We start from the raw sequence: 22,099 nt of genomic DNA, 5'->3' as shown, positions 1-22,099 counted from the left end.
TTTATAATAAAAGGGTCCATGTCTGCCTGTATTCACGCGATTGCAGGTGCGGTACAAGTCATGAGGCGGCTAGACAATAACCACTCGCGTTAGGAGATGTATGACTGATGAACGAGGTTATATCCTTAATAAAAAACCACCGCTCCATCCGCAAGTTCAAGAATGAACCGGTCACGGAGGAGCAGCTGAACGAGATCATTTCTGCGGCACAGTGCGCTTCCACTTCCAGCAATGTTCAGGCCTACAGCGTTATCGCGGCCACGGACCCGGTCCTGAAGAAGCAGCTGGCCGAATTAGCCGGCAATCAGGCCTATATCGAGGAATGCCCGGTGTTTCTGATCTGGTGCGCGGATTTGCACCGTTTGGATCAGGTCACCGCCGGGCACATGGCCGGCCGGGAGTCGTACGTGGATTCGACGGAGAATTTTATCGTGGCCACGGTCGATGCGGCCTTGGCGGCCCAGACGGCGGCGGTCGCCGCGGAATCGCTCGGGCTTGGCATCGTCTATATCGGCGGCATCCGTAACCGGATCGCCGAATTGTCCGAGCTGCTGAACCTGCCGGAGCTTGTCTACCCGGTATTCGGCATGTGCCTGGGTGTGCCGGATCAGGAGCCGGGCATTCGTCCGCGTCTGCCGGTGGAGGCGGTTCTGCACCGCAACGGTTACCAGGAGGAGCGGATTCAGGAGCCGGTGCAGGCATATGACCAAACGATGCAGCGCTACCTGTCCGAGCGGACCGGCGGCAAGCGGGATACGCCATGGTCACAGATTATGGCCGATCGTTTGGCCGAGCCAATCCGGCTGCATATGCGGGAGTTTTTGAGCGGCAAAGGCTTTATGAAAAAATAAACCGGCAGCCGCCGTAACTCGATTATGATAAAAAAGAGGCTTGCGTTTAAAAAGCGCAGGTTTCTTTTTTTTATTGCGTCTGTTGTGCCAATTTTCCTTTTCCTGGGTAAATAACTTAGGAATGGTGACAAAACCTTCATCCAAAAGTAACGGAGCCACTCTTTTATAGACAAGCAGGGGTCTCTATAATGCTTATAATCGCTTATCCCAGATTGAAAGATTATAGAAATGATTATTATGGAAAAGGAGCAGCCATACATGCGGACAAGATTCAAAATGGTACTGCCGGGATGCTGTATGCTTCTGGCATTGGCGGGTTGCACGGAACCGGGCGGCTTGAATGACGGCCTTGGAAGGACTCCCGCTCCCATCAGCGCCGGTGAGGAGGCAGGTAAGCCTGACAATGCGGAGAATGGTCATTCATCAGGTGGGGCAGCTGGACCAGCGGAGCAGGGGGTTCAGGGGAGTAACGCCTCTTTTGCCGATCAGATGAAGGCCCTGACGAACACGGGGACGGTGAAAAGCTTGAGCTATTCCCGGCTCACCCAAAAATACGTATATATCAAATCGACGGCCAGCAGCAGCTTCGAGGTTTATTTCGGAGACTATCAGGCGAAAACGGAAAAGCTCGTCATCAAGCATACATACAGCGCCAAGGAGTCAAGCGTATCCCTAAGCCCTACCGGGCCTTACTTTATCGTCACCCGGGTAACGAGCCGCAATCCCGACCGCTATAAATCGGAGCTTTACTATACCGGAGATTTGAAGCCCTACGCTGTGCTGAACACCTTTGGCGAGCCCAGATGGGACGAGGATGGCAGGCTGATTCGGTCTACGGAGTATTTCGATAAGCATCCGAATACGTACCGAAGCCAGATCAGTGTAGATTCCTTGAAAGCCGTGCCGGATCCGGACGAGGTGTTCGCTGAGACCGTCACAGTGGTGAAGGGTCCCGAAACGTCCCGGAAGACCGGCGTTATCTTCAACGTGACCAAGGTGGACAAGAACATGATCTATTATCAGGAACTGAATCTGGATACCAAGCGGATTGAAAACAAGCAGAAGCTGTATTAAGACGAGGCATCACCTTCAACCCTTGATCAGCCAATCCGCCCCGAATGGATACTTGCACTTTAAAAGCTGGCGCCCCGCAGCGGGGCGCCGGGAACATCGATTTCTACTCATGTGATTCGATTTGCGCCGATCCCGAAAGCGGTGTGGTGTCGAGGTATCTGACCTCGTAGACGCGCTCGGCGAACTTCCAGCCGTCCTCTGTGCGCTGGTAGCGGTCATGGTACACGGCGTAGTTCAGTCCGCTCCTGCCGTCTTGCAGGCGGGCGAGCTCAGAGATGTAGGCACGGCCGGCCGCGGCATCGCCATCGATCTGGATCGTGCCCGGGTGTGTGGTTTGCACGAAAAAGTCCCACTGGCTTTGCAGCCGCTTGCTTCCGTCGCGAATCTGCTCCCGGCCGGTAAGTTCAACGCCCGCACCCGGAATCCGCCACACGCCATCCTCTGTGAACAAGGACGCTAGACGGTCGGGGTCGCGCATCATCACCGAGTCGGTGAACTCGCCGCGCAGCGCTTCGATCTCGAAGCGATCAACAATACTCTGAATGCTGCTCATTGCTTTTATCCTCCTCTGTGTTTACAGTGCACTTTTTTCTCCGACAACTCAGCCTTTATATTGGGATCGAAGGTGTACCTTCGGCAAATTCGCCCGCGTAGGAACGTTCGTGTAACTCCGTGAGTGTTGCTCCCTCCTGCCAGGCTTTCAAAAAGGTTTCCGGATTCACCATGACTCCGAGTGCTTCGACGGGATTGGAACATTGCTGAAGCGCGCGCATGGCTTCCAGACCCTTGAGCAAGTCAGGTCCGTAGTTGTCGACTTGGAGTTCCAGGGCATTGTTGTCAGGATCGCGGTAATAGAATGACGTATTTGGACCATGGTTCATCGCCATGTACGGCAGCAGCCCCTTGTGTTTCAGACGTTGGTACGTCCGCATGAGATCGTCAATGCTGTAGATGAATGCTACATGATGCATGCCCGCGCTTGCGGGTACCTGTTCGATACATGCGGGATCATGAAAGAGGACCAGGCGATGGTGAGCCAGATCGAAGGTGTAAAAACCACCGATACCCTCCACTTCCAGGGACGGTGTGACCCCGAGGAAGGTGCGATAGAACGCCCGCATCTCCAGAAACCTTGCCGTTTTAAACCCAATGTGATGCAGCTGCATAGGCGGAATCCCTGCCTCATCAAGGCGGTCTACCTCATGTTGTGGAGTGTTCATCATCTGTTCAGTCATATAGAAGATCAGCTCCCATTCATTTTTTATGCGATTTGCATGCCGCCGGCTGACAAACAAATCCATTTGCGCTATCATGTGACTATAAAGTCACTTATGATACCCTCATCATATGTTACCAAAAAGTAACGTGTCAAGCGAAACAAAACATTTTTTTGAACTGGAGCGTGAAATGAAAATGGAAAACTACCCCCGTCATGTAAGTCGGATCGCGATTAAGGCAACCCCCGAGCAGGTTTGGCAAGCGATTACGGATCCGGTCAAGACGTCAAAATTTTGGCACCATTGCGCCTTCCGTTCCGATTGGCAAATCGAGTCCCCATTCGAACTATGGAACGGGGAAGAGAAGAGGGCGGAAGGAATCATTCTCGACATTGATCCTCCGAGTAAACTCGTGATGAGTTGGCGGTATGTTGCGTTTCCGGGGGCGAAACACGAGCCCCCGATACGCATTACGTGGGAGATCGGTTCACATGAAGACCTTATGGGCGTAACCCTCGTCACCGTTGTGCATGATGAACTGGACCAAGCCGCTGAAACCGCAAAAATTGTTGAAAGGGGATTTCCGATCGTGCTTTCAGGCTTAAAGACGCTGCTTGAAACCGGAGAGGCACTCGTTGGCGGATAACACCCGAAGATAGGTGAAATTGAATTTGGAGAGGGAAAAGAAAAAGGCCTGTCCGTAGCGGGCAGACCCTTTTTTGATTTAGCGCGGAAGGCCGTAAAAACGGCAGGCATTGGCATGCAGCAGCGCCCTGGCTTCCGGCAGGGGGACGCCACAAATGCTGCTCCATACCGAGGCCACCTCTGCGGTCATGTTGGGATGGGTCATCTGACCGGCGAACGGCCCTTCGAACGGCCAAGGCCCGTCGGTCTCGGTCATCACCTGGGAGGCGGGATACCGTCGCGCGAGCTCCTGGATTTCCGCCTCATAGGCGATATCCGGCGTAAACGAGACGTAATATCCGCTATCCGCCATGCGCCGCACGGTGTCCGCCGATCCTTTGAACCAGTGGAAATGGGCGCGGGAGACGCCGTGCTTTTCCAGCAGATCGCAGGCGATATCCGCATCCTCGTACACGGCATGCAGCACGATCGGCTTGTTATGGTCCCGGGCAAAACGGACGAAGCGCTCAAGCAGCGCCTCGTACGGCCCGTTATCCCATGGAAGTCCGGCTTCGGCAGCCTCCAGCCGCGAGTAGTACGGCAGGCCGACTTCGCCGACGGCGACCATGTCATCCACATGCTCCGCCATCCAGCCGAAGAGCGCGTCGATCTCGCGGTCAGCAGGGAGCGGCTGCTCGGGATGGAAGCCGAAGGCGGGATAGACCTGCCCGGGCCAAGCCTGGGCAAGCCTCAGATTGGCTTGGCTCGATACCCAATCCATGGACACGCCGATGACGGCTGCGACGCCTGCATCTTTCAGACTCCCGAGCAGCGCCTGCGTCTCGTGCTCCTTATAAGTATCGAGATGAATATGGGCATCGATCAAGGGCGCGAGCGGCGGCAGGTTCGCCTCCGACGGCGATGCGGATGCCGCTGCTGCCCGGTCGAGGACCATCTCTTGGCCTATTGCGGGGTTTACTTCGCTGTGGTTGCTACTCATTGGCGTGAACCTCCTTGCTGTGCAGCCTGCATTTTTCGCTGCTCCTCGCGCATCCATTCGCTCAGCTGACGCTTCAGCTGCAGAAACTCGGGAGCCTCCGTCACTTCCTCGCGCCGCGGGCGCGGAAACGGCACGTCGATGGCGTGCAGCACCGCGGCCGGCCGGCTCGAGAAGACGTAAATGCGGCTCGAGAGCAGCAGCGCCTCCTCAATGTTGTGCGTAATGAAGAGAACCGAGCGGCGGTTCTCTTCCCAAATGTCGAGCAGCCAGCGCTGCATGTCGCTGCGGGTCAGCGCATCGAGCGCGCTGAACGGCTCGTCCAGGCACATCAGCTCCTGCGGGCTGAGCAGCGCGCGGAGAAAGGCCACCCGCTGCTGCATGCCGCCCGACAGCGTATGCGGATGCGCCTTCTCAAAGCCGGCCAGGCCGACTTTGGCGAGCCAGCGCCGCGCGTCCTCACGGGCCTCACGGCTGACGGGGCCGTGCACCTCCTGGGCCAGCAGCACATTGTCCTCGATCGTCCGCCAAGGAAACAGGGCGGGCTGCTGCGGCATGTAGCTGATATGCCCCTGCTGCCCAGTCACCTCGGCGCCGTTCATCCGGACGGTGCCGGCATCCGGGCGGGTCAGCCCGCCGATCACGTGCAGCAGCGTACTCTTGCCGCTTCCCGACGGTCCGATGATGGACACGAATTCGCCTTGGCCCACGGTCAGCGAGATGTCGCTGAGTACCGGCAGCGTCCGGCGCTTCTCTTTGAAGCTTTTGCTGACGGAGACGATCTCCAGCGCGGGCGCGGTTTTTTTATTCATCACGGTATTTCTCCTTTCCGGCCAGGCCCGCTAGCCCTGCTTCGGCTTCCAGCGGACGAACCATTTTTCGAGCAGCGCAATCAGCCCGAACATCAGCAGGCTCAGCACGACGATGATCATGATCGCCACGAACATGCGGTCGGTGCGGTAGCCCGATTTTTGCAGCATCATATAATAGCCGATGCCCTTGTCGGCCCCCAGCCACTCGGCGATAATCGCACCCATGACACTGTAGGTGGCGGCGATTTTAATGCCGGAGAAGATGGAAGGGAGCGCGTGGGGCAGCTCCAGCTTGGCGAAGATTTGGCCTTTGCCCGCCCCGACCATGCGCATGTAGTTCATCATGACGGGATCGGTCTGCTTCAAGCCGCCCAGGGCGGCGACCGCCACCGGGAAAAAGCAGACGAGCGTGATGACGATCAGCTTGGGCAGGAGGCCGAAGCCGAACCAGATCATCAGCAGGGGGGCGAGGGCGATGGTCGGGATATTTTGGCTTAGAATGAGCAGCGGATACAGCGCCTGCTTCAAAAACGGAATCAAATGCAGAATCAGTGCGATGACCAACCCGATGGCGGTTCCGATGGCGAAGCCGAATACGGTCAGCTTCAGCGTGGCCCACACATGCTCCCACAAGCCGCCGGAAGCGGCCGCGGCTTCCCGGGCGATGTCGCTCGGCGCAGGCAAAATCCATTGTTCAATATGGAACAGGGAGGTCAGCAGCTGCCACACGAGCAAAAAGAAGATGACCGCCACGAGGGGCGGCCATACGTTTTTCCACCAGCTTCTCATGGACGGTACTTCTCCGTCAGTTTGTCCATGCTGATTCCGCCGGGATTATGGGCGATTTTGACCTGGGAGATGATACTTGGGCTGCCTGCGGCAACCAGAGCTTCATGCATTTTGCGCACGACGTCCAGCAGCTCCTCCAGCTCGCCCTCCATCGTCGTTTCCAGCGGATGAACCTCATGTTTCACGCCGGACTGCTGAATGACCTCAATGGCGCGGTCGACGTAGGCGTAAGAATCTTCGTTGCCCGGCGTCTTCGGGATTACCTGAATGCTTAACAGCGTATTGGCCATGCGAATCTACTTCCTCTCTTGATAAGATTACATGTATTTTAGGTTAGATGCGGCTTACTGTTCCGGCAAAAAGTCGTTCGTGTACGCGCTCTTTACGTCCAGAGGCTTGTCCAGCAGCTTGTGCTCGTACATCCAGTCGGAATAGCCCTTCCAGATTTGTTCCTTCTGCTCGCCCCAGCGGGCTGCGTCGTCCTGATATTTAGGACTTAACCATTTCTGGCTTTCGATCACCAGCTGCTTATCGAGGTCCGGCACGTCCTTCAGCAGCAGGTTAGCGGCTGCTTCCGGCTTGTCGATCGCGTATTGGTAGCCTTTGGCGGTCGCGCGCATAAACGCTTTAACCAGCTCAGGGTCGTCCTTGATCTGCTTCTCGTTCGTTACGAGAACCGGCGTGTAGTAGTCCAGCTTCTCGGAATAATCTTTGACATACAGCATGTCCAGCGGCTCGCCGCGCAGCTTCGCCTCGATACCGGTCCAGCCGTAGAAGATCCAGGCGAAATCGATGTCCCGCTTCACGGCGGTAAAATAATCGGCGTCGCCGATGTTGACGATTTTCACCTTCTTCACGTCCGCCTTGTCGATCTCCATGATGGAGCCCATAACGGCTTCTTCCACAGGGGAGCCCCAGCCGCCGTAGGTTTTACCTTCAAAATTTTTCGGCGTCTTGATTCCCCGGTCGACCGGCGCGGCAAAGCCCGACGTGTTGTGCTGGATGACCGCCGCAATCGAGACGAGCGGCACGCCCTGCGTGCGGGCCTGGGTCACGCTCTCCTGATAGCTTACGCCGAAAGGCACTTTGCCGGAAGCGACCATGGCGTCGGCGCCCGTGGAGCCCGGCTGCGCGATTTCGACATTCAATCCTTCCTCTTTATAGTAGCCCAGATCTTTGGCGACGTAGAGTCCGGTATGATTCGTGTTGGGCGTCCAGTCGAGGACGACTTTGACGTCCTTCAGCGGCTTCGCTGCGGTGTTGTCCTGGCCTGCCGTGGTGTCGGAAGCGGATGTTCCTTCTCCGCCGCCCGTATTGTTCTGGCTGCCGCCGCATCCGGCAAGCGCCAGTACGAGCATGCAGACCAGCAGCAGCAAGCCGATCGATTTGTTCTTCATGGCTTTTCTCTCTCCTTCGATATCCGGCCGTTCTATATTCTCTCTGTAGAAGCATCGACCGGTGATCCCCTCTCCCCGTTATATTTAGAATCGTAAGCCGATCTGAGTGACTGAATCATAAGCATTCGCAAGGCGTAATCCCGTTTTTCACTAGTATGAATGAAAAAAGCGCCCCGTAAACGGGACGCTTCATATGCGCAAGATCAGCACGGCTTGTATGCCGTGGCAAACGGTTTCCTACGCTGGCATTACCCAGATCAGGTTAAAAGGGTCAGTATCTTAAAGGGATACAATCTCAGCCGGCCAATTCCAGCACCCCGGATTCTATAAGGTTTTCGGGTTGTTTTCCTCCCATATTATAGTCCATCCCCATGGGGGTGTCCAGACATTCGCCCGATTCCAGATTATCTCTGGAAAAATTCGATCCATTCTTTTTCCGGACCATAGATAAAGAAATATTGGTATCCGTTCGGCAGGGTCACGATTTCCTGATCGATCAGCTCCACGCCGTCGAGCGCCTGAATCCGCTCGAATTCCTTCTGAATATCGTCGACATGGATCGCAAAATGGTGCACCGTGCCTTCGGCCGGCAGGTCGTAGCTGTAGCCTTGAATGAGCTCGATTTCCGTCTCGTTACTGCCCCCGAAGCCGAGAAACGCCAGCTGGAACACGCCGTTGGTGTGCGTCAGCCGGCCTTTCAGCTCCAGGCCCACGATCTCGGTATAAAATCGGATGGTTGACTCCAAATCCCGTACGACGATGCCGACATGATCCAAACGTTTATTAGCCATATGTATGAGCTCCTTTTCATAGTACTTATAAGTAATGGGTTTGCCCTAAATTAAGGCCATTATAGCATTTAAATCCGAGTTGTAAGGCAACTTTATGTAAATATCATTGTTTATAAATTATAGACTGTTTGGTGGCATCGTTAGGTATTGAAATAGTCAGGAACGGGGGAGAGGGTCCTGAAAAAAATAATTGCAGCATGGCTTTTCATGTGTATGTTGACAGCATGTACCGGGCCAACGTATGGCGGAGGGGACATAACGATACTCGATAAGCAGCTCATTGGTTCGACATATTGGATTGTCGCCGAGAAAACCCATAGTAAAGAAGAAGGACCAGTTAAAATTAAAGTCGATAATGAAAACACATGGAACTTGTTAGAGGTCGGAAGAACGTACCTATCGACATACTCATACAAGTCGTTGGACAAAGGAGCTAAACTGCTGAGTGTCCGCCATATAAATGAAGGGCAGTCAGCAAAGAAATAGAACCACTAAAAAAAGCCCGGGATGTCCATCAGACGATCCCAGGCTTTTTTTAGTTCCTGCGCTGCTGCTTCTTCTTCGCATAAAATTCGGCCGCCTTATGGCGGTTGCCGCAAGTGTCCATGCTGCACCAGCGCCGCTTGCCGCTCTTGGAGGTGTCCACAAAGTGCAGGATGCAGTCGTCATGCTCGCAGATCCGGATGCGGTCCGAAGATACGCTTGCCAGCGTCTCGAACAGGGAGCGGACGATGGGGTACAGCACGCCTTGGACGGCGGTTTGCCCGTAGGTGATGAGAAGGGGGGTGCCCTGCGCATCCCGCTCAGCCCGAAGCGCCACGTCTAACCGCGAAGCTTCGGCCTCCATGGCGGCGAATGCCTCATCCGACAAGGTGCCACCATGGTCCAGGTCTTCTAGGACGAGCCGGCACACGCCGCGCAGACGGAGCAGTTCGGGCAGCAGGTCTTCCCGCGTCACAGCTGAAGCTGCCCCTGCGGTATTGTTCAAGCCGTGCAATTCATTATCGTGGAGCCATTCGTCTAAATAACCTGGCTCCTCCAGCATATCCGTGACCCGGTGCTCCCGCATACGCACCGTATTGGCGAGATTGATCCACAGGGCGCCTCCCAGCACATTGCGGGAAGGGGATTTATCCATGATGCGTCATCCTTTATAGAGTAATCGTTTCCTTTGTGTTCAGGAATGCTATGTCCATTGTATCACCAACTGCAGCCCGCAGGCGATTTTGCCAATCGGGAGTCTGCAGGTATACAGGCGGATGGTGGATGGCGGTATGGTGGATCGGCACCAGCCGTTTGGTCCCGAGAACGCGTGCGGCCGCCGCCGCTTGTTCCGGAAGCAGCGTAATCGGCATGCCGCTGGGCGGCTGACGATCAGGACGTTCCAGAACGGCACCGTTCACCGGCAGGCATACCGCATCGAATGGGCCGTGGGCCGCGGCAATCTTCCACCAGTAGCCGTGCCACAGCGTATCTCCGCAGTGGAGCAGGCGGTGCTCGCCGTCGCTCAGCGCCCAGGCGATCTGCACGTCTCCGACCCCGTCGACGGAGTACGTGGCGGCTGCGCTCAGCGCACCGATTTGGAAGGCATCGCCGACGGAAGCACCGATTACGCGGTTGAGGCCGCTATTTTCGGCAAGGAGGACGCTCTCCTGCGGGAGGTACACGGGAATGTCAGCCCCGTAGGCATCGATGATGGCCTGGGGATCAAAGTGATCCGTATGCTCATGGGTGATCAGCACCGCATCTGCCGGGCCGTATTCGTTAAGCGGGAAGAGCGGTTCGTGAGACTGGCCGTATCTTTCCGGAAAATGATAAAGCGGGTCAATGACCACCGATGTGGCTCCTGCCGTCACTCGAATGCCTGCCCAGGGAAGCTTTTGAAGTTCCATGTCATCCATCTCCTTTGTATAACCTCTAAAATTTGTATTACAAGTTATAATTGGAGTATAACCGCATTTTTATAACCTGTAAATATATTTTTAAAGGTTATACGAAAATAAAAAAAGCGGACCGGCTGGCCCGCTTTTAATTTGAATGGCTTATTTTCCTGCACCTGACGACCCTTGCAGTCCGCTCTGGTGAACAAGCTTCCGCCGCTGCAGCTGGAAGGCCGCAAAGCTGAGCACGACCATGCCGGCGGTGAACACCGCGAGCATCCAAGCCGACTGGTTCACTTCCAGATGGTCCAGGCTCCAGCCCATGATAAGCGGCAGGATGGCTCCGCCGACGCCGCCGGAGGCGATCAAAATGCTGGGTGTCGATTCTTCGCTGCCCTGCAGCAGCTTGCTCGCAAATACGAGCGCAATCGAAAAGATCCCCGACATGAACAGCCCGAGCAGCAGGATGATCGCGAAAGCCGACCATACCTGGCCCATCAGCGGGAACACGATCAGCAGCACCAGGGTGATGAGGCAGCTGAACAGCACGTAGACCCGGTAATGAATCTTTTCGGCGACGACGCCGGCAAAGATCCGGCCGACGGACATCGCGATCCAGAAGCAGGTGACGCAGAGCGCCGCGGCGGCTTCCTTCATGCCCATTTTCTCAATCAGGATGGCGGGCATAAAGTTGGCCAGGCTCATCTCGGTTCCGACGTACAGAAAGAAGAATACGATAAAGAGGACGAGAATGCCGAAGGCTCCGCCTTGATAAGGGAAGCGTTTGGCCGCGGATTGCTCTTGACCGGATACGGAAGCGGCAGATCCTTTGGCGCTCAGCACGGCATCGATTTCACCGAAGGAGGCCTTCGACCAGAACAGCAGCGTGACGAGGGCGATCAGCGAAATCACGAGGAACGAAAACCTCCACCATCCTTCCGTAATGAATCCGCTTGCGATTAGCGGCATGACCATGGCCCCGACCCCGAAAAAGACCTCCAGGCGGCTCATCGCCACAGCGGTTTTATCAGTAATCGCCGCAATAATAATGGTCCCGATCACCGCTTCAATCATGCCGAAACCAAAGCCTGCGCACACGGCAATGGCGTACAGCCATTCCCAAGGCGGCAGCAGGGTATAGACCAGCTCGGCGGCCGTAAGCAGGCCGATGGCGATCAGCAGCCCGCCCCTTTTACCAAAACGGCGGTTCAGCCACGGGGATACGAGCACACCGGCCAGAAAACCGGCGAACTGGGTAAAGATCAGCGTCCCGCCTTCGCTGTATTCGCGGTGATAATGCTCCAGCAGCACGGGAAGGACCGATCCCAGCACGACATGAGCCAGGCCGATCAGAAAATAGGATAGACATCCTATCCAAATGAGTCGTTTCATGAGGAACTCCTTTACAGTATTAAATTCTTGGTGCGGACAAGCCGGATGACGGCCGGTATCTCCATCATAACAAGGTATTCAGGGCACGTCATGCCTATTCTTGGATAAAAGTTGACGTGTTCCAAGGTTCATCCTATACCGGTCAGGGTACACTATGGGTACGGGCCGCGCCGCGGCCCATGGACAACATGAAGCTGAAAGGAGCGGATCATCTAGAGATGGAAGCAAAAATCATTCTGGAACAAAATCTGGCCAAAATACTGGATCACAATCAGTTTTGCTCATTTGCCACGGTGGAAGGTAACCGGCCGAAGCAGCGGTATATGGCTTTATATAATCAGGGCCTCAGCATCCATCTGGTCACCGACCGCAAGACACATAAAGTCGAGGAACTGGAGGAAAACCCTCACGTTTCCCTGCTGCTGGGCTATGAAATCGGGGGATCGCGGGAGGTTGTGGAGATTGAAGGAACCTGCAAAGTAACGGCAGAAGATTCCCTGCGTAAGCAGATCTGGAAGGAAGAATTCAAGAAGCGATTTACCGGTCCCGATGATCCGGATTACGTCCTGCTTGAAATTACGCCTGTCCGTGTAGAATATACGGGAAAAGACGGGGAAAAGCACGAATGGATCGAATAGATTTACTGTGTCCATAAGCAATTGGAACCATTTTCATAGATCCGTGATACGCCCTGATGCTCGAGACCTTGTTCTCGGGCATTATTTTTTGGGAATTGGATGTATTTGTCTTTATTTCATAGGTTATATCGATATAAACTACTCTTGTAGACAGAACTTAATTTAACAATGGTTAGTTAAATAAAGGGGTTAAATTTGTTCTGCCCACCGTACTCGATGTACATCTATTAGGAGGGGTAACATGTCGAAGTCCCGTAAAAAAGTCCTCAAAGGCATCACCGCCGCAGCCGTTGCGATCAACGTGCTCGCCGTTCCAATGGTGCCGGTATTTGCGGACAGCAGCAGCAACGGATCCAAGGTGAAGCTGCGGATCATGGAAACATCCGATTTGCACGTGAACATGGTCAACTATGACTACTATGCGGACAAGCCCACTGACGAATACGGGTTTGCCAAGACGGCCAGCCTGATTAAGGCAGCCAGAAACGAAGCGAAGAACAGCCTGCTGTTCGATAACGGGGACTTGATCCAAGGGAATCCGCTTGGCGACTACGTGGCCAAAGTGAAACCGCTTAAAGAGGGCGAAGTGCACCCGGTTTACAAAGCGATGGACCTGATGGATTACGATGCTGGCGGTGTCGGCAACCATGAATTCAACTATGGCCTGGACTTCCTTAAACTGTCGGAAGAAGGAGCCAACTTCCCGATTGTCAACGCCAACGTCTACAAGGACGACGGGGACAAGGATGACAGCAACGACGTGAACTATTTTACCCCTTATACGATTTTGGACAAAAAGGTTACGGACGAGAACGGTAAGGAGCAGACGATCAAGGTCGGTGTGATCGCATTCGTTCCTCCGCAAATTTCCCAATGGGATAAAGCCAACCTGGAAGGCAAAGTCATCGTGAAGGACATGGTTGAGACCGCCAAAAAGTTCATTCCGCAGATGAAGAAGGAAGGAGCCGACGTCATCGTCGCCATTCCTCACTCCGGCTTTGAGGATATTCCGGAGACGCCTCTGATGGAGAATACCGTTCTGTATCTGAGCAAGGTGGAAGGTATTGACGCCATCCTGTTCGGACATGCCCATAAAACGTTCCCGAGCGCAGAATTTAAAGGCAAAACCGGCGTCGACCTGGAGAAAGGCACGATTAACGGCGTTCCTGCGGTTGAACCTGGATTCTGGGGCGATCACCTCGGCATCATCGACCTGAACCTGGAGAACGTAGACGGCAAGTGGAAAGTAGTTGACTCGAAAACCGAAGCGCGCCCGATCTACGATACGGCAAACAAAAAGGCGCTCGTTGACGCCGATCAAGAAATCGTGAACGCTGTTAAAACGGAGCATGATGCAACAATCGATTATGTACGCGGACCGGTAGGCAAAACCAGTGCGCCGATCAACAGCTATTTTGCACTCGTACAGGACGATCCGTCCATTCAAATCGTCACCAATTCCCAGAAATGGTACGTCGAGAAAAACCTGAAGGGGACCGAATACGAAAACCTTCCGGTGCTGTCGGCAGGGGCTCCTTTCAAGGCAGGCGGACGTAACGGCGCATCATATTATACGAACATTCCGGCCGGAACGATCGCGATCAAGAACGTCTCCGACCTCTATGTGTACCCGAACACCGTGCATGCCGTTGTCGTTACGGGAGCCGAGGTGAAGGAATGGCTGGAGTGGTCCGCAGGCCAGTTCAACCAGATCGATCCTTCCAAGACGACCGAGCAGCCGCTCGTGAACATGGACTTCCCGACATACAATTACGATGTCATCGACGGCGTAACGTATCAAATCGATGTGACCCAGCCGAACAAATACGATGCAAAGGGCACGGTAGTGAATCCTTCGGCAAACCGTATCAAGAATTTGCAGTTCGACGGCAAGCCGATCGACCTGAAGCAGAAGTTTGTCGTAGCGACCAACAACTACCGCGCTTCGTCTTCGAAGCTCGCCAACCCGGACGGCAAGCGGATCATCATGGCCGCTCCGGACGAAAACCGTCAGGTCATCATCGACTACATCCGCGACAACGGAACCATCAACCCGTCCGCTGACGGCAACTGGACCTTTGCGCCGGTGGATGCCAAGCTGAACGTGACCTTTACCTCTTCTCCGGATGCGAAGGACCTTGCGGCCAGCAGCAAAAACATGAAATACATCGGCGCGGCCGAGGACGGCTTTGCCAAGTACGGACTCGATTTGTCGGTCAGCACGGCAGGTACGGCACCAGTGACGCCTCCGGCTACCACACCGGAGAAGCCTTCGAAGCCGTCCGAGCCATCGACTCCGGCGCAGCCTTCGAAACCGTCCACGCCGTCCAAACCGGCTCCGGCACCGGAAACGAAGCCTTCCGGCAAAGTATATGTCATCAAGAAGGGCGACAATCTGTACCGCATCGGCATCAAGTTCGGTGTGGACTGGAAGACCATCGCCCATGTCAACGGCATTACGAACGTGCATGGATTGAAGGTCGGACAGCAAATTATGATTCCGTAAGCTTCATTCCATAGGCACGATTCGGGATTTACCGCGAAAGGACGAAAGAGCAGAGAAGTTTCTGCTTTTCGTCCTTTTTTTGTTCAATAGAAAATTTATGAATGTCCAGCGAATCCCGCAAGGTTCCGGAATCGGCAAGGGGGTTTGCGGCGGAGCCAAGTGCATGAGCGGGACGAATTATGAGCCGACACCGGCGCGGGTGTTCTGCTGCGGTGCCGCGCTGCGTCCAAAGCGGAGCAGGTAGACGACAGCGACGATGATCATCATGACGGCCAGCACCAGGAAAATGCTGCTGTACAGATAGCTGCCCGGATACGTGTTCAGCGGGTTCCAATGGGCAGAGGAGCCGGTGTCGAGAATGCTGCTGTACACGGACGTGGCAACCGCTGCGCCGATGAAGTTCAGCATGCTGAGCAGTCCCATCCCGACGCCGGTCTCTTCCTTGGCCAGTGTGCGGGAGACGGTGTTCGAGAGCGCGACCTGCATGAAGGTCTGGCCGACATTGCTGAAGATCAGCACGATGGCGATGATCCAGGCATTGATGCCGGCAAAGGCGGAGAGGAGAAAGAAGCCGATCATTTGAAGAAGGGCTGCGATGCAGACGACGAAGAGGTTGCCCTTCAGGTCGGCGAACTTTCCTCCCGCGAAGCCGAGCAGCGCGGAAGCCGCGGCACCCGGAATCATGATCAAGCCGATGACACTGGCGTCCAAATGATTGGACCCTGCCAGCAGCTGCGGGATCAGGAACGGGATCGAGAAAGCGATACAGGAAATGACAAAGGCAATGCCGATGCCAAAGGTATAGTTTAGATTCCGGAACAGCCGGGGTTGCACGAACGGATCGACTGCTTTGCGGATACGGATGACGAACAGGATAAGCAGCAGCACTCCGGCGGCTGCCGGAATCCATCCTCCACCGGTCAAGGCGAATAGGATCAGACCGGTCGCGGCGGCGAGCAGTCCGCCGCCCAGAACGTCCATGCGCCCACTGCTTTCCTTGGCATCGTCAAGGTATTTCCGGTAAAAGGGCAGGGTGAGCAGGACGAGGACCGAGAAGCAGAAGAGCCAGCGCCATCCGGCGTAGCCCATAATGAGCCCGGAGACCACGGGGGCCAGCGTATTGCCGACGGCGAGGCCGATCGCCGACTTGCCGAGGGCGCGGCCCCGGGTCTCCGGCGAGAAATAGCGGACGGGGATGATCATGGCGGCCGCCGGGATCACCGACGATCCGGCCGCCTGAAATACCCGGCCGATGACGATCATCCAGTAGGCGCCGGCGGCGAGCCCGAAGACGGAACCGAGCACGAACACGATCAGCCCGATAGTGATCAGTTTTTTCAGGGCGTATTTGTCCGCCAACTTTCCGTAGGTCACTGAGCCGACCGCATAGACGAGCATGTAGGCGGAGGACACCCAGCTGACCTGGGCGGCGCTCAGGTGAAATTCAGCCCGGATGCCGGGCAGCGCGATATTGAACATGGAAACGTTCATGACTGAAATAACCAGCGTGAACATAAGAATCTGGATCAGTTTGTTGCCTTGATTGACGGACTCGGCCGTAGATTTCATCGTTATTCCCTTCTTTCGGATAAGTGATTAGCTGAGGAGCCATTCGGCGGCGGACAAAATGTCTGTCAGCACTTACTGACATATAGTGCGGAAAAGCGCTGCAATATGCGCTTTTTTTAAGCTCAAAGCCTTTTATTGACTGCAAATGGGCACTAATTTCCAAGGTATAGGTCCGATTTGAAGAAATAGATGCACTTATTGGCGGTCGAGCAGCAGGTTCAACGCCACGCTGGGGTACTCTTGCGATAAAAGCTAAGGCGTTAACGCCCGGGTGAACAACCGGACGCTTTCCTCAATAAAGGCGTCTATCTCGATATCCGTAAACGTTTGGACAACATGGGTCGTATTGAGGAATGCTCCGAGATTCATCCACATAAAGGAAACCGCCGTCAGTGACGGATCCTTCGTGAACAGCTTGCCTTGATCGGACATGTGCTTGAAGTAATTCGTCAAAATTTCATGAAGCTGTCGGGGGTGGTTCTGGGTGTTATTCCTAAAGCCTGGCAAATGATCTCCGACCTGCATGCTGATCATAACCAGCTTCCGGTTACGGTTCATAATTTTATGATAGGTCCGGCTAATCATAAGCAGGTCTTCGTGTAAATTTCCCGTGAGATTTTCCTTGAAGATTTTCTGCATCTCGGCTGCGTACAAATAGCGGTCATACGCCTTCTCCAGCAGGTTCTGTTTGCTGCCGAAATGACGGAAGAGCGTCTTCTCGCTCAGCCCGGCTTCAGCTGCGATTTCACGTGTGGACACCCCGTCATAGCCTTTGGCGGAAATGAGATCGATTGCCGCCTGCATCAGCTTATCCTGGGTGCATAACTGGTTGTTCTCGTTCATGTGACTCTGCCCACTTTCCATGTTCTGACTGTCAGTACTTACTGTCATCATAGTCTTCGGGTTTGTTCTTGTCAAGGGCAAAACGCCCGCTCTATGCATAGGGAAAAGCAGCCCGGCTTCATAAAGCCAGGCCGCTTTTCGGCAGTGGAGTTGATGTTAGTCCAAGACAGTATTCTCAATTTAGATTACATCTGCACTGTTCCATGTCAGTTACGCTGTACTGCTTAATGTCACCTACGCTGCGCTGCCCAATATCAGCCTTCAATCGCGCTGCTGCTCGGATTGCTGATGCCTGCCTGGACATGACCCAGCCCGCCGAGCTGATAGCTGCGCCCGTAAACGCTGATGCTGACCGGAGTTTCGGTCTCATTGGTCACGGTCACATCCTGCTCGCCGACCGTCACTTGGAGACGCGCGCCGCGGAACATCACTTTGAAGGAGAAGGCGCTCCAATGTCCCGGATTGAACGGATTCAGGTGCAGCACTTCATCTTTGACGCGCAGCCCGCCGAACCCGTGTACGACGGACATCCAGGTGCCGGCCATGCTGGTGATGTGGCAGCCGTCCTCGGTGTCGTTGTTGTAATTGTCCAGATCGAGGCGCGATGTGCGCAGGTACATTTCGTACGCCTTCTCCCGGTAGCCCAGCTCACAGGCGATGATCGAGTGAACGCAAGGGGAGAGGGAGGACTCGTGCACGGTCAGCGGTTCGTAAAAGTCGAAGTTCCGCTTTTTCGTATCGAGGTCATATCGGTCCCCCAGGAAAAACAGCCCCTGCAGCACGTCGGCCTGCTTGATGTACGCCGAGCGCAGGATCCGGTCCCAGGACCAGTTCTGGTTCAACGGCAGGTTCGACGGGGCCAGGTCCTTGACCGGCGTCAGATCCTTGTCGAGGAAGCCGTCCTGCTGAAGGAAAATGCCGCGCTCCGCATCGACCGGATAATACATTTTCGCAAGGATGTCGCCCCATTTGGCCGTTTCCTCGGGCGCCAACGCCAGCTTGGCCACCAGCTCCTCATAGTGCGCCGGGTCGCTTGCCTGAAGGTCGGACAGCACCTGCAGCGTATACTCCATCGTCCAGCAGGCGATCCGGTTGGTATACCAGTTGTTGTTGACGTTGTTTTCGTATTCGTTCGGCCCGGTCACGCCCAGAATCATGTACTGGTCCTTGGCTGGGACGTAGTTGACCCGTTCTTCCCAGAAGCGGGAAATTTCAACGAGCACCTCCACGCCGTATTGGGCGAGGTAACTGTCATCGCCGGTGTAGTTGACGTAGTTGTAAATGGCGTAGGCGATCGCTCCGTTACGGTGGATTTCCTCAAACGTAATCTCCCACTCGTTATGGCACTCTTCGCCGTTCATCGTCACCATCGGGTAGAGTGCGCCTTTGGCAAAGCCGAGTTTACGGGCGTTTTCGCGCGCCTTCTCGAGGTGCTTATAGCGGTAGATCAGCAGGTTGCGGGCGATCGTGGCATCCGCCGTGCTCAGATAGAAGGGCAGGCAGTAGGCTTCGGTGTCCCAGTATGTGCTGCCGCCGTATTTTTCCCCGGTAAAGCCTTTGGGCCCGATGTTCAGCCGGTCGTCCTCGCCAGTGTACGTCTGGTTCAGCTGAAAAATGTTAAACCGGATCGCCTGCTGCGCCGCCACGTCCCCTTCGATCACGATGTCGCTCTCGCGCCATTTGGCCGCCCAAGCCTGCACCTGCTCCTCATAGAGCTGCCCGAAACCGGCAGCAGCAGATTCCTGAAGCGCCGATCGTCCGGCGTCCAGCAGCTGGGCGTACCCGTAGTCGCGCGAGGTCACGTTCGCTACGTATTTGTAGATGACGGTCTCCTCATCCTGCTTGGCTTCCACCTGTACGCGGTAGCCGGCGTACTTCTCCTGCTCGATCTGCTCCGGTTCCAGCGCCAGCTTGGCGCCGTTCTGATGGATTTCAAACGTCATGACCGAGGTGACGTGAAAATCGAGCTTTTTGGTCCGGACCGTTAATGCGGCGTTGTCCGCGGTCACTTCCTTGTGCACTTCGACCCAGAACTTCTCGTCATAGTTCGAATCTTTGTTCTGCACATCGCCGTCCAAGTACGGCGTGACGGTCAGCGTTCCGCTAAAGTTCAGCGGCGTCACCGCATAGCGGATCGCTCCGATCTCATGCCGGGCCAGGCTGACGAAACGGACCGCCTCGACGCGAATTTCCTTCCCGTCCGGCAGGACGGCAGTAAAGCTGCGCGACAGCGTACCTTCCTTCATGTTCAGCACGCGTCTGAAAGCCTTGACCTGACAGGCTGCGAGATCAAGCTCGGTGCCATCAACCGAGATGCCGATGCCGATCCAGTTGGTGCTGTTAAGCACCTTGGCAAAATACTCGGGGTATCCATTTTTCCACCAGCCCACCCGTGTTTTGTCGGGATAGTAGACACCGGCCATGTAGCTTCCCTGCAGAGACGGACCGCTGTAAGCCTCCTCAAAGTTGGCGCGCTGGCCCATATATCCGTTGCCGATGCTGAAGACGCTCTCGGATATTTCCTGCTGCTGGGGATCGTACTGCTCCTCGATAATATTCCATGGGTCCAACGTTAGATATTGCTTCATAATGAATTGGCTCCTTCGAAAAAAATATTATTAATACCTTGTTATGCGACGTATAACCATTGTGCTGCGGAAGACAGGGGGGGCCTGATTTTGGTCTTTGCAGGCCCCCTTGCTTCACGAACGCCGCCTGGTTCGGGGAACCTAGCGGTGAGAAACGAGCTCAAGCAGGCGGACTGTCGTCATGTCCTGCAGCGAAGGCACCACGGCATCCGCCGCGCCCAGTACTTCCGGCGAGCCGATGCCGATGCTGCGCATCCCGGCCCGCTTGGCGGCTTCGATGCCGGCCTCGGCATCCTCGAACACGACGCATTCCTGCGGCTGTGCGCCAAGCTCCCGGGCACCCAGCAGGAAAACCTCCGGATCGGGTTTGGCACTGGCCGTTTTGGTTCCGTCGATAATCGCGTCGAAATACGGAACAAGGCCGGTGTTGTTCAGGATGGTCATCGCATTTTTGCTGGCCGATCCCAGGGCAATGCGGATTCCGTTCTCCCGCAGCTCACGCAGGAAGGCGAGCGCCCCCGGAAGGATCTCCTGTTCATCCATATGCGAAATATACTCGACATACCAGCGGTTTTTCTTGTCGGCCAGCGCGGATTTGGTCGCATCGTCCAGTTCAAGCCCGCCGACTTCAAGCAAAATGTCTAGCGACGCCATTCGGCTGACACCCTTGAGGCGCTCGTTATCCTCCGGCGTAAATACAAAGCCGAGCTCTTCGGCCAGGCGTTTCCATGCAAGATAGTGGTATTTGGCTGTGTCGACCAGGACCCCGTCCAGATCGAACAGGCAAGCTTTAATGGGAGCTGCAGCTGTCATTTGTCATTCCTCCTTATGTAGTTGTGCAAACGTTTGAACAAACAGGTGAAAAGAAATGAAGCACCGGGATGCTCCATATGGTTTTGATACGTTTACGATGATTTAGGCGGCGTAAAAATGGACGACTCCCGAATCACCAGCCGGTGGGGAATAATGTGGCGCTTCTGAAACTGCCGGTCCCCGTCGTGCTGAATAGACTGAATCAGCGCCTGGGCTGCGGTGTAGCCCAAGTTATAGATGCCGATATCCATGCTGCTGATGGGCGGTGTGGACAGTTCGGCGATGGAAATGTTGTTGAAGCTGACGATGCACAGGTCGTCCGGAACACGGTAACCGAGCTCGTGAAGTCCACGCAGGACGCCAAGCGAGACGAGATCGTCCATGACCACGAGTGCAGTGGGACGCTCCGGCAGATTCATGAAAAACGACATCGCCCGGTAGCCGCTCTCCTGGAGAAACTCGCCTTCGAAGATCCAGTCCTTGCGCATCTCGAGACCCGCCTCTTTCAGAGCGTTCGTGTAACCTTTCAGCCGGTCGCGCGAGACGATGTGATTCGGAGGCCCGCTGACAAAACCAATCCGCTGGTGGCCGAGGGATATCAGATGTTTGGTCGCATCGTAAGCGGCCTGAATGTTGTCATTGTCCACGGACAGAATGCCCGGGTACTTCTCGCTGCGTCCGATCAGCACGAAGGGATGGCCGTTCTGCTGCAGAAAATCGACCACCGGATCCTCTTTGCGCGAATAGAGCAGGATCGCCCCGTCAACACGCTTGCCGTTCAGCAGCCGGGAGACGGCCTCGATCTCCTCCTTCTCACTGCCTCCGGAACTGATCAGCACATCGTATCCCGAGCGGTTGGCCTGGGTGACGATACCGCGGATCAATTCCATGAAGAACAGATTCAGGAACAGCTCTTCGGCAGGCTTGGGCAAAATGACGCAAATGCTGCTCGTCGTCTTGGAAACCAGACTTTTGGCCGTCATGTTGGGGTGGTATCCGAGCTCCTCCATGACATCCCGTACCTTCTGCGACGTTTCACGGCTGATTCTGGAGTTATTCGACAGCACTCGGGAGACGGTGGAGGGGGAAACGCCCGCTCGTTTGGCTACATCTTTAATCGTTACAGACATTTGTTACCTCCTGTGGAACCGTTTGCACTTTATCGTAAATGAGAAACGGCCGTCTCATAGACGCTGGCTATTTTACAATTGCTATCTTAGCCGAAAGCCCCAAGCTTGTAAATATCCAACCTGTGGCGGCGAAAGAAGCCGGTGGGATCTGGCTTGAGGCACTTTTTACAAGCAGGAATAGGCGGCGA

The 22,099-nt window shown here is 55.2% G+C and carries 21 protein-coding genes and 1 riboswitch; of the genes, 5 read left to right on the top strand and 16 right to left on the bottom strand.

Features of this window, described 5'->3' with window-relative positions:
* Nucleotides 1-107 precede the first annotated feature (107 nt).
* Nucleotides 108-851: an oxygen-insensitive NADPH nitroreductase gene (gene nfsA, locus ABIE48_RS29485; RefSeq protein ID WP_192716037.1), complete on the top strand. Its 744-nt coding sequence runs from the start codon at nt 108-110 to the stop codon at nt 849-851.
* Nucleotides 852-1,109: 258 nt separating this feature from the next.
* Nucleotides 1,110-1,925, top strand: a complete 816-nt coding sequence (locus ABIE48_RS29480) for a hypothetical protein (protein ID WP_192716036.1) — start codon at nt 1,110-1,112, stop codon at nt 1,923-1,925.
* A gap of 103 nt (nt 1,926-2,028) precedes the next feature.
* Here the strand turns inward: ABIE48_RS29480 and ABIE48_RS29475 are convergent, their stop codons facing one another.
* Nucleotides 2,029-2,478, bottom strand: a complete 450-nt coding sequence (locus ABIE48_RS29475) for a nuclear transport factor 2 family protein (RefSeq protein ID WP_192716035.1) — start codon at nt 2,476-2,478, stop codon at nt 2,029-2,031.
* Between the two features lie 55 nt (nt 2,479-2,533).
* Nucleotides 2,534-3,238 carry a VOC family protein gene (locus tag ABIE48_RS29470; RefSeq protein WP_354520211.1) on the bottom strand — a complete coding sequence of 235 codons (705 nt, stop codon included), beginning with the start codon at nt 3,236-3,238 and terminating at the stop codon, nt 2,534-2,536.
* A 94-nt stretch (nt 3,239-3,332) separates the two neighbouring features.
* On the opposite strand from ABIE48_RS29470, the gene ABIE48_RS29465 reads away from it, so the two are divergent.
* Entirely contained in the window at nt 3,333-3,788 is a 456-nt protein-coding gene (locus tag ABIE48_RS29465; protein WP_354520209.1) for an SRPBCC domain-containing protein, read from the top strand.
* A 78-nt stretch (nt 3,789-3,866) separates the two neighbouring features.
* On the opposite strand, the gene ABIE48_RS29460 is transcribed toward ABIE48_RS29465, so the two are convergent.
* The 9 genes from ABIE48_RS29460 to ABIE48_RS29420 form a co-directional block, all read right to left on the bottom strand.
* The gene (locus ABIE48_RS29460) at nt 3,867-4,721 is read right to left on the bottom strand and encodes a TatD family hydrolase (protein WP_192716190.1); all 855 of its coding nucleotides are present in this window, start codon (nt 4,719-4,721) and stop codon (nt 3,867-3,869) included.
* Between the two features lie 41 nt (nt 4,722-4,762).
* The gene (locus ABIE48_RS29455; RefSeq protein ID WP_192716033.1) at nt 4,763-5,575 is read right to left on the bottom strand and encodes an ABC transporter ATP-binding protein; all 813 of its coding nucleotides are present in this window, start codon (nt 5,573-5,575) and stop codon (nt 4,763-4,765) included.
* 30 nt (nt 5,576-5,605) lie between these two features.
* Nucleotides 5,606-6,364 (bottom strand): ABC transporter permease, encoded by a 759-nt coding sequence (locus ABIE48_RS29450; RefSeq protein ID WP_145027022.1) that lies wholly within the window; start codon nt 6,362-6,364, stop codon nt 5,606-5,608.
* A complete protein-coding gene (locus ABIE48_RS29445) occupies nt 6,361-6,654 on the bottom strand; it encodes a thiamine-binding protein (RefSeq protein WP_076172706.1) in 294 nt (97 codons plus the stop codon). The genes ABIE48_RS29450 and ABIE48_RS29445 overlap by 4 nt, the downstream gene beginning before the upstream one ends.
* A gap of 54 nt (nt 6,655-6,708) precedes the next feature.
* Nucleotides 6,709-7,761 carry an ABC transporter substrate-binding protein gene (locus ABIE48_RS29440; RefSeq protein WP_192716032.1) on the bottom strand — a complete coding sequence of 351 codons (1,053 nt, stop codon included), beginning with the start codon at nt 7,759-7,761 and terminating at the stop codon, nt 6,709-6,711.
* Nucleotides 7,762-7,978: 217 nt separating this feature from the next.
* Nucleotides 7,979-8,091, bottom strand: a riboswitch (TPP riboswitch).
* 74 nt (nt 8,092-8,165) lie between these two features.
* A complete protein-coding gene (locus ABIE48_RS29435) occupies nt 8,166-8,552 on the bottom strand; it encodes a VOC family protein (protein ID WP_089549216.1) in 387 nt (128 codons plus the stop codon).
* A 535-nt stretch (nt 8,553-9,087) separates the two neighbouring features.
* The gene (locus tag ABIE48_RS29430; protein WP_192716031.1) at nt 9,088-9,690 is read right to left on the bottom strand and encodes a CGNR zinc finger domain-containing protein; all 603 of its coding nucleotides are present in this window, start codon (nt 9,688-9,690) and stop codon (nt 9,088-9,090) included.
* Nucleotides 9,691-9,703: 13 nt separating this feature from the next.
* The gene (locus tag ABIE48_RS29425; protein ID WP_192716030.1) at nt 9,704-10,444 is read right to left on the bottom strand and encodes an MBL fold metallo-hydrolase; all 741 of its coding nucleotides are present in this window, start codon (nt 10,442-10,444) and stop codon (nt 9,704-9,706) included.
* A gap of 150 nt (nt 10,445-10,594) precedes the next feature.
* Complete coding sequence (locus ABIE48_RS29420) at nt 10,595-11,902, bottom strand: MFS transporter (protein ID WP_354520733.1); 1,308 nt, start codon at nt 11,900-11,902, stop codon at nt 10,595-10,597.
* Between the two features lie 140 nt (nt 11,903-12,042).
* Between ABIE48_RS29420 and ABIE48_RS29415 the strand changes: the two genes are divergently transcribed.
* Together ABIE48_RS29415 and ABIE48_RS29410 are read left to right on the top strand one after the other, a co-directional pair.
* On the top strand, nt 12,043-12,462 hold the full coding sequence (locus tag ABIE48_RS29415; protein ID WP_076172713.1) for a pyridoxamine 5'-phosphate oxidase family protein: 420 nt from the start codon (nt 12,043-12,045) through the stop codon (nt 12,460-12,462).
* Nucleotides 12,463-12,703: 241 nt separating this feature from the next.
* Nucleotides 12,704-14,968: a bifunctional 2',3'-cyclic-nucleotide 2'-phosphodiesterase/3'-nucleotidase gene (locus ABIE48_RS29410; RefSeq protein ID WP_192716028.1), complete on the top strand. Its 2,265-nt coding sequence runs from the start codon at nt 12,704-12,706 to the stop codon at nt 14,966-14,968.
* Nucleotides 14,969-15,145: 177 nt separating this feature from the next.
* Here the strand turns inward: ABIE48_RS29410 and ABIE48_RS29405 are convergent, their stop codons facing one another.
* From ABIE48_RS29405 to ABIE48_RS29385, 5 genes are all read right to left on the bottom strand, one after another.
* Nucleotides 15,146-16,537 carry an MFS transporter gene (locus ABIE48_RS29405; protein ID WP_192716027.1) on the bottom strand — a complete coding sequence of 464 codons (1,392 nt, stop codon included), beginning with the start codon at nt 16,535-16,537 and terminating at the stop codon, nt 15,146-15,148.
* Nucleotides 16,538-16,789: 252 nt separating this feature from the next.
* A complete protein-coding gene (locus ABIE48_RS29400; RefSeq protein ID WP_076172716.1) occupies nt 16,790-17,380 on the bottom strand; it encodes a TetR/AcrR family transcriptional regulator in 591 nt (196 codons plus the stop codon).
* A gap of 254 nt (nt 17,381-17,634) precedes the next feature.
* Nucleotides 17,635-19,968, bottom strand: coding sequence for a glycoside hydrolase family 65 protein (locus ABIE48_RS29395; protein WP_192716026.1), 2,334 nt, complete (start codon nt 19,966-19,968; stop codon nt 17,635-17,637).
* A gap of 141 nt (nt 19,969-20,109) precedes the next feature.
* The gene (pgmB, locus tag ABIE48_RS29390; RefSeq protein WP_145027003.1) at nt 20,110-20,781 is read right to left on the bottom strand and encodes a beta-phosphoglucomutase; all 672 of its coding nucleotides are present in this window, start codon (nt 20,779-20,781) and stop codon (nt 20,110-20,112) included.
* 92 nt (nt 20,782-20,873) lie between these two features.
* On the bottom strand, nt 20,874-21,911 hold the full coding sequence (locus ABIE48_RS29385; RefSeq protein ID WP_354520202.1) for a LacI family DNA-binding transcriptional regulator: 1,038 nt from the start codon (nt 21,909-21,911) through the stop codon (nt 20,874-20,876).
* Between the last annotated feature and the right edge of the window lie 188 nt (nt 21,912-22,099).

The sequence above is a fragment of the Paenibacillus sp. OAE614 genome (assembly GCF_040546645.1).
Lineage (GTDB): Bacteria > Bacillota > Bacilli > Paenibacillales > Paenibacillaceae > Paenibacillus_AQ > Paenibacillus_AQ favisporus.
This window is presented reverse-complemented; position numbering and strand designations above follow the sequence as displayed.